This window comes from Methylovulum sp. (assembly GCF_028687615.1).
Lineage (GTDB): Bacteria > Pseudomonadota > Gammaproteobacteria > Methylococcales > Methylomonadaceae > Methylovulum.
On the sequence record NZ_JAQTZU010000011.1, the window covers coordinates 34,865 to 47,879 of the forward strand.

Genomic DNA, 13,015 nt, shown 5'->3' on the forward strand with positions numbered 1-13,015 from the left:
TGGTTGCCTGAACATAATCTTAAGAAATATCAAGCCTAAATTAGGTGTAAGCTCATCAAACGCCGCCTTTTCTGCTCATCATGCCTTTTGATGGATTGTAGCCTATGATAGCCAAGGTCATGAACACTATAAATGCAACCAGCGTATAAACAAATGCGTATTGGTTAATTTGTCCATACAAGGCGAAGCGGATCAGCTCAACCGTTTGCGAAAACGGGTTATATTGCGCCAGATTGTGTAACAAAATGCTGGATTCTTTTAACTTCCATAAAGGATACAAGGCGGTTGACATAAAAAACATCGGGAAAATGACAAAATTCATCACGCCGGCAAAGTTTTCGAGCTGCTTAATAAATGATGACAACAATAAACCTAATGCCCCTAACATCAAACCTGACAGCATCAACGCCGGCAAAACCCACAGATAGCCTTGCCAGGGCGCATGGATGTCGTAAGCCCAAGCAATCGCTAAAAATACATACACTTGCAAGATGGAAACCCCCGCACCCGCCAGCAATTTACTGAGCAGTAAAAACCAACGCGGCAATGGACACACCATGAGGATACGCATACTGCCCATTTCACGGTCATAGACCATCGACAAAGAACTTTGCATGCCGTTGAACAACTGGATCATGCCGCATAAACCGGGTGTGATATACACTTCATACAAAATATACGTTTCGTAAGGCGGGCTGATTGCCAAACCCAATGCCGCCCTAAATCCGGCGGCAAACACAAATAGCCAAACCAAAGGCCTGACCAATGCTGACACAAAACGTTCGCGCTGGGTGACGAACCGCCACAGCTCACGTCCAACAATTCCCCACATCGCCCGCCAATAATGGACTATCCTCACGCCGCTTCCCCTTGCGTCAAGTGATGGAACGCATCTTTAACCAACGTTGTCCCGGTCACTTGCAAAATGTCATCTACAGCACCATTGGCTTTGATCTGGCCCTTATGCAAAACCAGCAAATGGTCGTTTGGGTAAATTTCATCAATTAAATGAGTCGCCCATAACACGGCAAGCCCCTTGTCTTGGCTGAGTTGATGGACATATTCAACTATCGCCTGCCGGCTTGGCACATCCAAGCCGACGGTAGGTTCATCCAGCAACAATAAGGATGGCTCGTGCAACAAAGCGCGGGCGATTTCTACGCGGCGTTTGTGTCCACCATTGAGCTGGCGGACTTTTTCAAACCGCCTGTCCCACATAGTGAGCCGCTCCAATTCCTGCTGGATACGCTGGTCAGCCTGCTTGCCGCCCATGCCGTGCAAAGCGGTGTGGTAACGCAAATTGCCGATGACTGACAAATCCATGTCCAAGGTGGTTTGCTGGAAAACAATGCCCAGTTTCGCCAAAGCCTTGCCAGTTTGTTGTTTCAGGTCGAAACCGCATAATTCGATACGCCCGTCATGGCTGTCATACAAACGGGTGATCAAGGAAAACAAGGTGCTTTTGCCAGCCCCGTTAGGCCCTAGCAACACCGTGCATTCACCGGAACGGATTTGGAAACCGACGCTGTCCAGGGCTTTTTTACCGCCGTAGGAAAAACTTAAGTTTTCGACAGATAAGGCGATGGCTGGCTTCATGGTTTTACTGCGACACCCCAAGGATAAGTGCCGACCCCCACCGATTTGGTCACGGTTAGGCTTTCAAGATCAATGATCGACATATCATTGCTTACGCCATTGGTCGTGTACAGGCGTTTTTGGTCGGGCGAAAAGGCCAGATTCCACACCCGCGAACCGACCAGGAGCATTTTTTCGACTTCGAAGGTTTGGGCATTGATCACGGCAACACGGTTGGCAGGGCCTAAAGCGACATAGCCTCTGCGCCGCTCTTTGTCGATGACGATGCCGACGGGCTGGATTTTGTCGGAAGTCACTCCCGTAGCCTCAAATTTAACCGTCTTGATGGCTTGCTTCGTTTTGACGTCCAAAATCATCAACGTCCCCGCCATTTCGGAAGTCACCCACAATTGCTGGCTGTCGGCGGTGAAGGCAACTGCGCGCGGGCGTGGGTCAACCAGCGTGTTTTCGCTGATTTCATGGGTTTTAGTCGTTATCCAATGCACCATGTTGGTTGTTTCGGAAGCACTGACCAACCATTGGTTATCGGGGCTGACGGTAATCCCTTCCGGCTCGACACCGACTTTAATCCGTTTGAAGGCTTTCTTTTTGGCAATGTCTATCGCCGTGACCATGCTGTCATCTTCATTGGAAACATAGAGCTTGTCGCCAGCAGGATTCAGCGCGAAAGTTTCAGGATCTTCGCCGGATGGCAAGCGTCCGGCTTCCTTTAGGGTTTGCGTATCAATAATTTTGATGGTGTTGTCGTCACTGGTGGCGACATATAAAAACTTGTAGTCAGGGCTAATGGCAATGCCTCGTGGACGTTGGCCCACCGGCACGGTTTTTAACAACTTACCTTCGATAGGATCGACAACAGCCAAGGCATTATCTTTTTCCAACGTGAGAAACACCGTTTCTGCGGCAACAATGACCGAAAATGCCAACAAAAAGCAAGTCAAAAGTGTTTTTATCATAATTAATCCTTCCATTGACAATGTGTTTCGGGTTGGTCAAAACCCAGCGTGTCCAGTTCCGTCCTGGGATGCAAAAAACCTTCGACAGGAGCCACTGCGACCAATGATCGAGGTGCCGCCAACAACACGGGTTGGCGAAGCTGACCATCCCAAGCCCTGAAGGACAGCGGATTGCCTTTATAGCCCTGCAAGGCGAACTGGTCGCTGAGCAGATAGGCTTTAATTGGCCCCAACTCATTGGATTTAGTTCGTGTCGCCGCCTCGCCAATAGCCCTTGCCGCCAGATACGCGGCGTAATCTTCTTCTTCCGGCCAACGCCCGGCCAGATCTTTGAAGCGGTTTTGAAGCTGGGTCGCGCCCCATTGATCATGAGTGTGGTGCCAAGCCGTGGCGACCAGGCCTTGGGTGCCGATAACAGGCCTGGGCAACCAAGTGCGGTAATCCAGATATTCGCCGAACATGCCTTGCTCATCGGCAACCACCAGCACATCGTAATCATCAACTTGGCTGAACACCGCGACATCGGACTGGGCGGTGCGCCGCGCATCGAAGCTGTGCTCCCAAGTTTTCTCGACAACAATGTCCATATTAAACCGTTTGGCGGAACGTTTGATGGCTTCGACAAATAAACGGTCTTCAGGTGTATTGCCAATCACCAAAAACCATTTTGTCCAGCGTTTTTTCATCATGTATTGCCCCAGTGCATCTGCCCGCATGGCGCGGTCAGGCAACAAATGCAGGACATTGCCACGGCATTGCCCGTTACGCAAATCATCATCGACCGTCGTGGCATCAAATATCAGCATCTGCTTGGCGACGGGCATATCGGCCAGCTTGAGCAGCGACTCCGCAGGTAAATTGCTTATGACATAACGGAATTTATCGGCAATATTTTTAGTAAAAACATCTACAACATTACCGTCCACCGGTACAATAAACTTTTTTAGAATGAATTGCTGGTTGGTAAATTTTCCGGTGGTGTTGTTGTCACTGATTGCCAGCTCAGCTCCAAAAATACCTTTGTTTTTGATAAAAAGGTCTACATTGGAGAAGGATGGAGGCGGTATTTTTTCTTGTGTTAAATAAGCAATATCAATAACTTGATTGTTCTTGGCAAAGGCCGTCACAAAAAATAAACTAAAAAACAAAGCTATAATGTGAAATATTACCTTAGATATCACTTGAACTTTCCTTACTATAAGAGATTTATCGGTAACAATTCTAGTCGATTCGCAAAATTTTTTTTAACCTTGTTAAAAAACTGCCCCAAACCCAATTGGAACTTTCTTTTTACACTACACTTTACGGGAGCTTTTGCCCCTTTAGGACTGTTCACTTATGATTGACTTTGATAACGATTTGGATGTGTTGTTTAATGCTGATTTTCCTGAGGATTTGGTCAAAAATCATCGCATTGCCACACGTTACGTACGAGAAGACATTGACGCATCGGTCAGTTACCTGGACTGGTTTAACCGCAAGATAGTATTTGCCGTTAAACTGATCGACATCACCAGTAAAGGCGCGCTGATTGAATCTGAAAAAAAGCTCAAGATTAATCAAACCTTGATTCTGAATTTGCAATTTAAAGCCGGAAAATCGTTTGTGATCAAAGCCAAAATCGTGCGTATCGCCGCCAATACCAACAATCAATTTGGCGTGAAGTTTGACAAATATAACAATGAATTAGGCGATTATCTTTTCGACACCCAAACCAAGCTGGTGTTTAAATAGCATGGCCGGGATTATCCTAAGCCAAATTACCGTTTATCCGGTGAAATCACTGGCGGGTATCAACGTCCCCTCTTGGCCTGTTACGGCCACGGGCTTACGGTACGACCGGCAATGGATGCTTATCGACGCCACCGGGCAATTTCTCAGCCAACGCCGTTTAGCCGCGATGGCCTTGATCAAAACCGCCTTAACTGACCGGCATCTGATCTTATCCGCCCCAGGCAAAACGGATTTACATCTACCCGTATCACCCGCCCTCGGCATCACAGTAGCTTGCACTATCTGGGAAGACCAATGCACCGCCCGTCATGTGTCCACAGATGCCGATGAATGGCTAAGTGATTTTTTACAACAAGAGTGCCGCTTGGTTTATCTGCCGGAAGATGAGATCCGCACCGTCGACCCTGATTATGCAAAGGCAAGTGATCAAACCGCTTTTTCTGATGGCTTCCCGTTTCTGCTGGTTTCGGAAAACTCCCTGGCCTGCCTGAATGAAGCCATGCAATTAGCTATGAGCATGGCGCGTTTCCGGCCGAATTTGGTGGTTTCCGGTTGCGCGGGCTATGCCGAAGACAGTTGGCGGGAAATCCGCATCGGCGCCATTGACTTCAGATTACCCAAACCCTGCTCCCGTTGCTCCGTACCCACCGTCGATCCAAACACCGCACAAACCGGCAAAGAACCGTTGACCACCCTGAACCGCACCCGCAAATGGCAGAACAAAGTCTACTTTGGACAAAACGCCTTGCACAACCAAACTGGGAGTTTGGCAGTCGGCGATGTGGTCACGGTGACGCGGTCGGGCGACAAACAACCGCCAATTTAATTTTGTCCCCGCTCGTACCAGCCGTAATACAGCAACCAAGCCACCAAAAACACCAGATAGCCAGTCCACAAAATATCCGATATAAAATGCCCGCCCGCCGCCATGCGCGACAAGCCCATCACTAACCCCGCTGCCAGGGTCAAGGAAAAATACCATGCCTTACGCCTACGCGATAAAAAATACGCGGCAAACAAACTAAAACCCACCGAACAGTGTCCGCACGGAAAGGATTTATGGGGCGTACCGCCAATTTTCAGCGGCGGGACATAATCATTGTGCCCGCCAAATTCCGTGATGTGCAAGGGTCTAGGCCGCCCCCAATGGTCTTTGAAGACGAGGTTGACCACCAACCCCGGACCCAATGCGATAACCAACAAAACATACAAAGCGGGTCGGCGCAAAGGCTGTAATTTTGCCAGCCCAAAACTGGCAACTGCAAGCAACAATGCGCCTATAGCCGTAGCAACCAACACTTTGGGTGCATAGGCAAACAAACCGCGCCATAACCACCAATCGCCCCAAGTCCAAACGGAATGCCCTTCACCAGACTGATAACCAGATTGATAAACGGGTTGATAAAAAACCGCCGCCACTTGCCGGTCAATATCCGTCAACCAAAATACAGGTGTCGTGATACCCATCAACAATAGCAGGATCAATAATTCTCGCCAGCGGCGGCTTAAAAGCAAATTCATCTTTTGTTCCAGTCAAATCGATACGGTTATTTTCTCTGAAAATAACGGCTAGAGATAAGCAAAATCAACAATCCCCCCCACAGCAACCCAGGGACTAACCAAAAATAGTCTTGGTAAAACGTCGATTCTGGATGGCTACGATAAGGGACGCGATACAAACCGGCCCAAGACTGTGCCAACGGCGATTGCTCCAGCACCTCCCCCGATGCCAAGCCCACCGTGGAAATCCCCGTATTGGTCACCCGCAATACCGGACGGCGAAATTCCACGCCACGCGCCAGCGTCATGTACAAATGCTGGTAAGGTTCCTGCCAAGTGCCGTACCATGAATCATTGGTGACATTGACGATGAATTGCGCCCCCAATTGCGCCAACTCCCGCGAGAACGCCGGAAACAAACTCTCGTAACAAATCTGCGCCCCCATTTTAAACCCGTGCAATGTCAACAACTGTTCAGGCCCTGCCCCACGCGCAAAATGTCCGGTGGCGGGCAACCATTTGCGGATTTGCGGAAAATAGCTTTCGCCGGGAATAAATTCACCAAACGCCAACAAAATCGACTTGCCGTAATGCGGCGGCACGATCACGCCATTTTCATCCAAAACAAACAAGGAGTTGGTGATTAATTTGGATGCCGGATCGACGCTGTACGCCCCGGTCAACAACGGCACTTGTTGCCTACGGACAAACTCAGACAAAGCCTGCGATTGCCCGGAAGCCTTAAACCAGCCGCCCAACAAATACGGGTAAGCGGTTTCCGGCCACATGACAAAATCAATTTTTGCACCCTGATGTGCCGCCATCGCCTCCGCCGTCAGGCTCGTGTAACGTTTATAAATAGTATCACGATTATTTTTACCCAATTCCGCCGAGATTTTTTCCTTATTGCTGATACTGGCCTGCACCAACAACGCGTTCAGCTCCGCATCCGGTTTCGGCAAGCGTGACTTCAACCACAGCCCGCCGCAATTGAGCACCATAAAAACCGCCAGGACACCGCCACAGATGAATTTGCCGGATGGCTGCCGCCGCTGTTGCCATGCCATCGCCAGCGGCAAATTGGTCAACACCGTCACCGCGCTCAAACCACTGAAACCAATCATTTCCGCCCATTGATAAACCGGAAAATCCGCGCCGTACCACGAATAACCAAAATTCCAGTCGAACACCGTGTAAGAGTTCGCCTCGCACAACACGGTGATGACCGCCATCAGCCACAATGACCAGCTCTCCGACCCGCGCAAAAATCGTCGCCCCAAAAACCAGAACAAACCCGCCACGGGCACATACAAATTGGCAATCAGCGCGTACAGCATCAACCCGACAATCGCCCAAGGCCAATCCAGATGGGCAAATAGATGCAGCGTCAACGCCACCCAGTTAAAGCCAATCAAGGTGAACACAAACGCAGTCAACAAACCGCCTAACAAAACCGGTCTGAGCCGGGTTTGCCGCAACCAAAACAACCACAAAGGCACAAAACCAAACAAGGAAGCCCACGGCGGAAACGGGATGTAACTCGTGCCGATGAAAATCCCGGACAGGACAGGCAGCAACCACGGGTTGCGGAGAAAAGATAACGCGGGAATCATAAGGTTTGCCAATCAGGGATTTTTTGATTTTGTGGCGGACAACTTTAGCACAAGCCCCGAATAAGCCGTAAAATGGTTTTGCCTTGGGTTTGCTTTGGGTATCAGTAATCCCGACAGTCATGTGATTGAGGATTCTATTGCGGCCCTAGTTTAGACACATGTTCCCAAGCTGAGGTTATCCTAGGGCATAATGGGAATGCGGTACGGGAAACCCTGTCTTCCAGCCATTCTCGAAGCTAGAGCTTCAGTGACCTGGGTTACCAAGCTAGTGCTTGGTAACCAGTACGAATTAAAGAGTAGCTGTGTGCCGGGGCGACCCGTTCCAAAATATTTCAAATGATTATAGGCAATTCAAGACGTTAAATACATGATTACAAAACAACTAACTCAACCTTAACTTAATTCGCCGCTTTAAAATCAAACTTCTTAAATATCTCTTTCAAATCCTCAATTTTATCTTTCAGCGTCACAGATATGGATTTTGTCTCCCTGATAGCCTCAAGCAATTTTTCGGTGGTAACCGTTTTATCATCGGAAACAAAAGCCGCTTCAATGGTTTCTTTAACGACCGCCTCAATATCCGCACCGCTAAAGCCATCGGTTTCTTTGAGCAACTTGATCGTGTCAATCGCCTGGCTGAATTTGCCGCGTTTTTTGAGGTGGATTTCAAAGATACGGCGGCGTTCTTCGGCATTGGGCAATTCCACTAAAAACAATTCGTCAAAACGGCCTTTACGCAAAAATTCCGGTGGCAATTGCGAGACATCGTTAGACGTTGCCAGCACATAAACCGAACTTTCTTTCTCTTGTAGCCAGGTTAAAAAATTGCCGAACAAGCGCGTGGTGATGTCGCTACCGCCTCCGGTGCCGCCAACGCCCGCAAAGGCTTTTTCCAGTTCATCAATCCACAATACACAAGGCGACACGGCTTCGGCGGTTTTAATGGCTTTGCGTAAATTGTCCTCACTTTCACCGACATATTTGCCCATCAATTTGCCAATATCCAAACGTAACAGCGGCACTGCAAACAAATTGGCAGTCGCTTTGGCGGTTAAACTTTTGCCGCAACCGGGCATTCCGACAATCAACAAGCCTTTCGGCAAATCAATACCGAATTTTTTCGCTTCACCGAGATTATTAAAAATCTTCGCTTTCGCAGTCAGATAATCCTTGAGTTTTTCCAAACCACCGACACTGCCTAAATTAGCTTCAACATGAATAATTTCCAACAAGCCAGATTTTTTTATGATTTGTTCTTTCTCATTCAAAATAAGCTGCTTATCCTTGCCATCTATCGTGCCACTTTCTTGATAGGCCAAATTGAGAATTTGCCGGATTTCAAAATCACTCAAGCCCTTAAAAGACACTGCCAATTCGTTTAGGACCGTTTCAGTTAAGGCCAATTTAAAACCCAGTGCATAATCTTGGATGGTGGCAAGAATCTCTGCGTGGTTCGGTAGCGGAATATCAAAAACCGTAATCATCGCTTCCAATTCGGGCGGAATCACTAAGGTGGTATTGACCAGAAAAACCGTGACATAAACATCAGCTTGATAAATAGTTTTTAAGGCGATGGATTTTAAGCGGGCAATAATTTCTGAATTATTGAGTTGATGATGGACATCTTTTAAGACAATAAAGGCTTTTTTCGCTTCATTGTCATCTAACAGGGCAAGAAAATCATTTAAGCCGTAACTGTGCTTGGGTGCTTTGGTGACAAAATCGACGTACTTATTGGCTTCGTTATATTCATAAACGTCAAAGCCTTTGCGGGCGGAGGCGATTAAGGCATCCACCGCTTGAAAGTCAAAACTGTGGATATAAATGATGGGGCGCAAGGCATCGACATAACTGGCTAATTTTTGGCTGGCGTTCAGTTCCATTGTTAAATCACCATGTAAAGTAAAGCGTGGTTAGCGTTATTGCTCTTGTAATCAATGCCATCAAGAATTAAAAACTCTTTATTAACCGCTTCGGCGTTGAGTTCTTCGCCGTTTTTGCCCGCATTACGGACAAAATTACCTGCTTCCATTTTTAGAACCAGGCATTTTGTGCCTTTGGGTTCTAAATCTTTCCAATAGCCTTCGGTTGCTCCTGCATAAGAGCGATAAGATGATTGCACGGGTAACAGCAGTTCGTATTCAATATAATCGCTAGAACTATTTGAATAAAAACTCAACCCATCAAATATTAATCCAATTCCTTGTGTACCTAGGTATTCATCAGTACCATCATTTTCTTTAATTTTTACGGAACTGGATGCGTCATTAATTTGGGTCACACAAACTTTCTGATCGGTAACTTTTTCCCATGTAAGATTAGTATCTTTTTGATATTTTCCAATTTCATTCAGTCTAGGTATTTTTAAAAATGCCGTTTCTTTTTGTTCTTTATCAAACAGATTTGAGTGCCGATAAGCCTCATTTGCCAGCATGGTAAACAGCGTTAGCGGGCTTTTTTCTATAAACAGGGCGAAAAACAAAGCAAAATCCACCCGGAACAATGGTTCATAATCACTCCACAGAGTATCAACAGCGGTTTTTAAAAACGGGTAATCTCCGGCTTTTTCTAACATATCAAGACATAACTGTTCATAACCTGCGTGATAGTTTTTAATGACCGCATTTCTTTGAAATTGCTGGTTAGCGAGTGCTTCAAGCTGTTGCCGCTGCTGTTCCCGAAACTCAAACGGATGCACTGCCGCTTGAATCTGCGCTTCGCTGATGTCTGCATGGAATAACTGGCATAAGGCGCGGGCAATGGTCAGCTCATTTTTACTCGTGATCTCCTGCAATTGGCTGAGTTCGGCACTTAAGCCCCGCACTTCCAGCCAACGGTGCAGCACTTGGCTATGGTATGCGGTTAATAAATCATCCAGATTGAAATTTGCCCGTAAATCAGTTAAATCTCTGACGGGATGTTTGTCTAACAGTAAGTTAAATTTTATCGCTTTGGTCATAATGGCTGGTTTTGTCGGGTTAATGAAAGGGTTTGTTTGTAGGTCGGGTCGCCTAATGCGCCTACTGTTGGTAGCGATAGCGTAACCCGACAATTGTGTCGCCTAAAATGTCGGGTTACGTTATCTCGCTACGCTCAATAAGCTAACCCGACCTACAGGGTGATCAGCATTTCAATAAAACTGTTCATAATCATCGTGGTTGCCAATCCAAAACCACGTCACGGTATCGTCTTCCATAATGCCAAGCGCACGATAACCGCGTGTGATTCTGACTGACCACACGTCTTCGGCATGGTTGACGCATTTAAAATGCAATGACGGATGAAAAGGGTTGTTCGACCATATAACATAGGTTTTTCGGGCTTTGCGGCGTATCGCCCCGTCTAATCGCCGATAATTTTCCCAAAAACTGGGCAAAGTCAGCGACTCCATAAGTCATCATGATTTAAAGGTTGTGCCAAGCCTTCTTTAATTTGCTGTTTTGCCAAACGGGCTTTTTGGATCAAGTTATCTTGCGTTTTTGCAAAAGCTTCATCCCAAGACAGCTCATCTTGCAGATCGGCAACATAAGATTGTAAATGCTCAACGATTTGGTTTTGGGTGGCATCGGGCAATGTCCCCATCATTTTAACAACTGTGGCAATGGCTTCTGATGACATAATCATTTCCTTTTTTTTAGATTCAATTCACGATGGTTTGTTTTAGCTGGTTACCAAGCTCTAGCTTGATAACCCGTCTCAGAAGCTCCAGCTTCGATCATGATGGAAGCTAGAGCTTCCCGTGCTGCGTTCCCAAACCGGATATTCACTGTCATTAATTTAAAAAATAAGGCTATAAAAATCATAAAGTTGTGTATTTTGAAAATCCCCCTCAATCCCCCTTTTTCAAAGGGGGAAGTTCATTTTTTCAATCTCAGCGAAGAGTAGGCTAATTCCCCCCTTTGAAAAAGGGGGGCTAGGGGGGATTTATCAACATAACTATCTGTTTTATAAAAATTTTTATTAACTCAATGGGAGAGAAGCCGGAGCTTGGGAACGAGCAATTTTGTTCTAGTTACGAAAACAAACCGAATGTTAACGTGTTGAATACGTTTTTCGCTACCGTTTTTGTGCCTTCCCAAGCCGATTCCGCAATTTTAGCAGCAGTCTTGGCAACGGCTTTCGCGCCTTTATGAAGCACATCGCCCACCGCGCTACCTGCAATACCGCCCGCCACTGCCCCGACAAACGCGCCGACCGGGCCGCCTAAGGCAAAGCCTACCACCCCGCCTTTTACCGAACCGGCAAGGCCGCCCACGGCGGTGCAAGTGACATTGCCCATCGCGTCTATGGCTTCCAGCGGGTTTAGTTCGCCTTTGGCGAGTTTGTACAGGCATTTGGCGTTTTCCAGGCCGATGTAGGCGATATTGGCGATTTGCCCTGCCGGGGTGTTTTGCAGGATTTTCAGCCAGCCGCTTTTTGCCGCCACGACTAGCGCACCAGACACGGCGACTTGCACGCCGACATTGCCCGCGCTTTGCAAGGATGCGTTGAAAAATTCTTGCATGTCTTCGCTGGCTGGGCGGTTTTCTTTGCCGGTCAGGGCATTCCACGCCCGCCGCCCCAAAATCCGTGCGCCTTGGAAGCCCGCGTTAAACGCCGCCGCAATCACGGCTTTTCTGCCGATTTCTTTGGCAATGGTCAGGCGATTGGTGTCGTTCCAGTCGTATTGTTTGATTTCGGCTTCTTGTTGGGCTTGGTCTTGCAAGACTTTGGCCTCTTCTTTTGACAATGGCTTGGAGCTGACACCATCAATTTCTATCACTTCGGCAATGCCTGTGTCGCCATGCCCTTCTGGAACCAGCTTTCTTTGCCCCCGATAGTCGCCTTTCTTAAATAATTTGATGGTGGCGTCGGCATCCGAACCATATTTTGCCTGATAACGGCGCACCAGTTTGCCGTCGGCATCATAAATGCCGATGTCCATAGAGTTTTTTCTATAAGCTTCGCCCGGTTGGGGTTCGAGCACTTTGGCACGGTAAAGGCTGCCTTTGGCGGCGGCATCCATATTGAACGTGTTGGCATGATGGTGTTCGGCAATAAAACCATCCAGATTGCCGTTTTGGCTGATGGTGAACCCATCTTTTCGAATCACGGCATCCCAATTTTTACGGTTGGCCTGTTCCAGAACATTATCAATACTTTGTGCATACGTCCCGACTTCCGCCGCGCCACCACTACTTGCGCCTTGTTCGATTTTTTTCGCCAGCCAACTTTCGCGGCTTTTGCCTTTGTCCAGATGGGCATACAAATCGGCTTTAATCTGATTATTTTGCTCTATTTTTTCAATAATTTGCAAGGCCGTAGCATGGCGTTCGGCGGCATCCGCCCAAAGATCAGGATATTCGCTAAAAGTTTGCTCCAACCAGGCTTCAATCGGTAGCGTGTTTTTATTGCGGCTGTAAGATTCGACAAAATGGGCAATCACCCCGGCGGTTTTTGGGGCGTTGTCTTCACTGCCGAATAGCTCCGTGGTGGCTTGGTCGGCTTCGGCTGAGGTTTCTGAGATTTGCTCTTGATCGTCATCAGCCAAAATATGGCCTGTGGCGTTATCAATCACAACGGGTTTGGGTGCATGGCTCATAAGATATTCCTTGGTTTGTTGTTGGTTAAAAAATC

13 protein-coding genes are annotated in these 13,015 nt (G+C 47.6%); 2 read left to right on the top strand and 11 right to left on the bottom strand.

Annotation, left to right across the window (positions count from 1 at the left end; translation table 11 throughout):
- Window positions 1–55: 55 nt before the first annotated feature.
- Genes PHH59_RS08530 through PHH59_RS08545 form a run of 4 tightly spaced genes read right to left on the bottom strand, consistent with a single transcriptional unit; the run spans window position 56 to window position 3,679 of the window.
- A complete protein-coding gene (locus PHH59_RS08530; RefSeq protein ID WP_366145457.1) occupies window positions 56–859 on the bottom strand; it encodes an ABC transporter permease in 804 nt (267 codons plus the stop codon).
- The gene (locus PHH59_RS08535; protein WP_300014182.1) at window positions 856–1,596 is read right to left on the bottom strand and encodes an ABC transporter ATP-binding protein; all 741 of its coding nucleotides are present in this window, start codon (window positions 1,594–1,596) and stop codon (window positions 856–858) included. Before PHH59_RS08535 ends, PHH59_RS08530 begins: the two co-directional genes overlap by 4 nt.
- Complete coding sequence (locus PHH59_RS08540) at window positions 1,593–2,552, bottom strand: PQQ-dependent catabolism-associated beta-propeller protein (RefSeq protein ID WP_300014184.1); 960 nt, start codon at window positions 2,550–2,552, stop codon at window positions 1,593–1,595. Before PHH59_RS08540 ends, PHH59_RS08535 begins: the two co-directional genes overlap by 4 nt.
- A 2-nt stretch (window positions 2,553–2,554) precedes the next feature.
- Window positions 2,555–3,679 (bottom strand): ABC transporter substrate-binding protein, encoded by a 1,125-nt coding sequence (locus PHH59_RS08545; RefSeq protein ID WP_300014188.1) that lies wholly within the window; start codon window positions 3,677–3,679, stop codon window positions 2,555–2,557.
- Window positions 3,680–3,890: 211 nt separating this feature from the next.
- Between PHH59_RS08545 and PHH59_RS08550 the strand changes: the two genes are divergently transcribed.
- Window positions 3,891–4,286 carry a PilZ domain-containing protein gene (locus tag PHH59_RS08550; RefSeq protein WP_300014191.1) on the top strand — a complete coding sequence of 132 codons (396 nt, stop codon included), beginning with the start codon at window positions 3,891–3,893 and terminating at the stop codon, window positions 4,284–4,286.
- Window position 4,287: 1 nt separating this feature from the next.
- Complete coding sequence (locus tag PHH59_RS08555; protein WP_300014194.1) at window positions 4,288–5,112, top strand: MOSC N-terminal beta barrel domain-containing protein; 825 nt, start codon at window positions 4,288–4,290, stop codon at window positions 5,110–5,112.
- Here the strand turns inward: PHH59_RS08555 and PHH59_RS08560 are convergent.
- The 7 genes from PHH59_RS08560 to PHH59_RS08590 form a co-directional block, all read right to left on the bottom strand.
- Window positions 5,109–5,807 (bottom strand): phosphatase PAP2 family protein, encoded by a 699-nt coding sequence (locus PHH59_RS08560; RefSeq protein ID WP_300014197.1) that lies wholly within the window; start codon window positions 5,805–5,807, stop codon window positions 5,109–5,111. The two genes, PHH59_RS08555 and PHH59_RS08560, sit on opposite strands and share 4 nt — an antisense overlap.
- 26 nt (window positions 5,808–5,833) lie before the next feature.
- The gene (lnt, locus tag PHH59_RS08565) at window positions 5,834–7,399 is read right to left on the bottom strand and encodes an apolipoprotein N-acyltransferase (RefSeq protein ID WP_300014200.1); all 1,566 of its coding nucleotides are present in this window, start codon (window positions 7,397–7,399) and stop codon (window positions 5,834–5,836) included.
- A gap of 398 nt (window positions 7,400–7,797) precedes the next feature.
- A complete protein-coding gene (locus tag PHH59_RS08570) occupies window positions 7,798–9,282 on the bottom strand; it encodes an AAA family ATPase (protein ID WP_300014203.1) in 1,485 nt (494 codons plus the stop codon).
- Window positions 9,283–9,284: 2 nt separating this feature from the next.
- Window positions 9,285–10,358 (bottom strand): hypothetical protein, encoded by a 1,074-nt coding sequence (locus PHH59_RS08575; protein ID WP_300014206.1) that lies wholly within the window; start codon window positions 10,356–10,358, stop codon window positions 9,285–9,287.
- Window positions 10,359–10,529: 171 nt separating this feature from the next.
- Window positions 10,530–10,790 carry a hypothetical protein gene (locus tag PHH59_RS08580; protein WP_300014209.1) on the bottom strand — a complete coding sequence of 87 codons (261 nt, stop codon included), beginning with the start codon at window positions 10,788–10,790 and terminating at the stop codon, window positions 10,530–10,532.
- On the bottom strand, window positions 10,778–11,017 hold the full coding sequence (locus PHH59_RS08585; RefSeq protein WP_300014212.1) for a hypothetical protein: 240 nt from the start codon (window positions 11,015–11,017) through the stop codon (window positions 10,778–10,780). The genes PHH59_RS08580 and PHH59_RS08585 overlap by 13 nt, the downstream gene beginning before the upstream one ends.
- Window positions 11,018–11,411: 394 nt before the next feature.
- On the bottom strand, window positions 11,412–12,980 hold the full coding sequence (locus PHH59_RS08590) for a hypothetical protein (protein ID WP_300014215.1): 1,569 nt from the start codon (window positions 12,978–12,980) through the stop codon (window positions 11,412–11,414).
- Window positions 12,981–13,015: the final 35 nt, after the last annotated feature.

What these genes read in the sequence shown, in the direction of transcription:
- PHH59_RS08550 (WP_300014191.1), top strand. Translation starts at nt 3,891, where the DNA reads ATGATTGACTTTGATAACGATTTGGATGTGTTGTTTAATGCTGATTTT.
- PHH59_RS08570 (WP_300014203.1), bottom strand. Translation starts at nt 9,282, where the DNA reads ATGGAACTGAACGCCAGCCAAAAATTAGCCAGTTATGTCGATGCCTTG.
- PHH59_RS08560 (WP_300014197.1), bottom strand. Translation starts at nt 5,807, where the DNA reads ATGAATTTGCTTTTAAGCCGCCGCTGGCGAGAATTATTGATCCTGCTA.
- PHH59_RS08540 (WP_300014184.1), bottom strand. Translation starts at nt 2,552, where the DNA reads ATGATAAAAACACTTTTGACTTGCTTTTTGTTGGCATTTTCGGTCATT.
- PHH59_RS08555 (WP_300014194.1), top strand. Translation starts at nt 4,288, where the DNA reads ATGGCCGGGATTATCCTAAGCCAAATTACCGTTTATCCGGTGAAATCA.
- PHH59_RS08585 (WP_300014212.1), bottom strand. Translation starts at nt 11,017, where the DNA reads ATGTCATCAGAAGCCATTGCCACAGTTGTTAAAATGATGGGGACATTG.
- PHH59_RS08535 (WP_300014182.1), bottom strand. Translation starts at nt 1,596, where the DNA reads ATGAAGCCAGCCATCGCCTTATCTGTCGAAAACTTAAGTTTTTCCTAC.
- PHH59_RS08580 (WP_300014209.1), bottom strand. Translation starts at nt 10,790, where the DNA reads ATGGAGTCGCTGACTTTGCCCAGTTTTTGGGAAAATTATCGGCGATTA.
- PHH59_RS08575 (WP_300014206.1), bottom strand. Translation starts at nt 10,358, where the DNA reads ATGACCAAAGCGATAAAATTTAACTTACTGTTAGACAAACATCCCGTC.
- lnt (WP_300014200.1), bottom strand. Translation starts at nt 7,399, where the DNA reads ATGATTCCCGCGTTATCTTTTCTCCGCAACCCGTGGTTGCTGCCTGTC.
- PHH59_RS08590 (WP_300014215.1), bottom strand. Translation starts at nt 12,980, where the DNA reads ATGAGCCATGCACCCAAACCCGTTGTGATTGATAACGCCACAGGCCAT.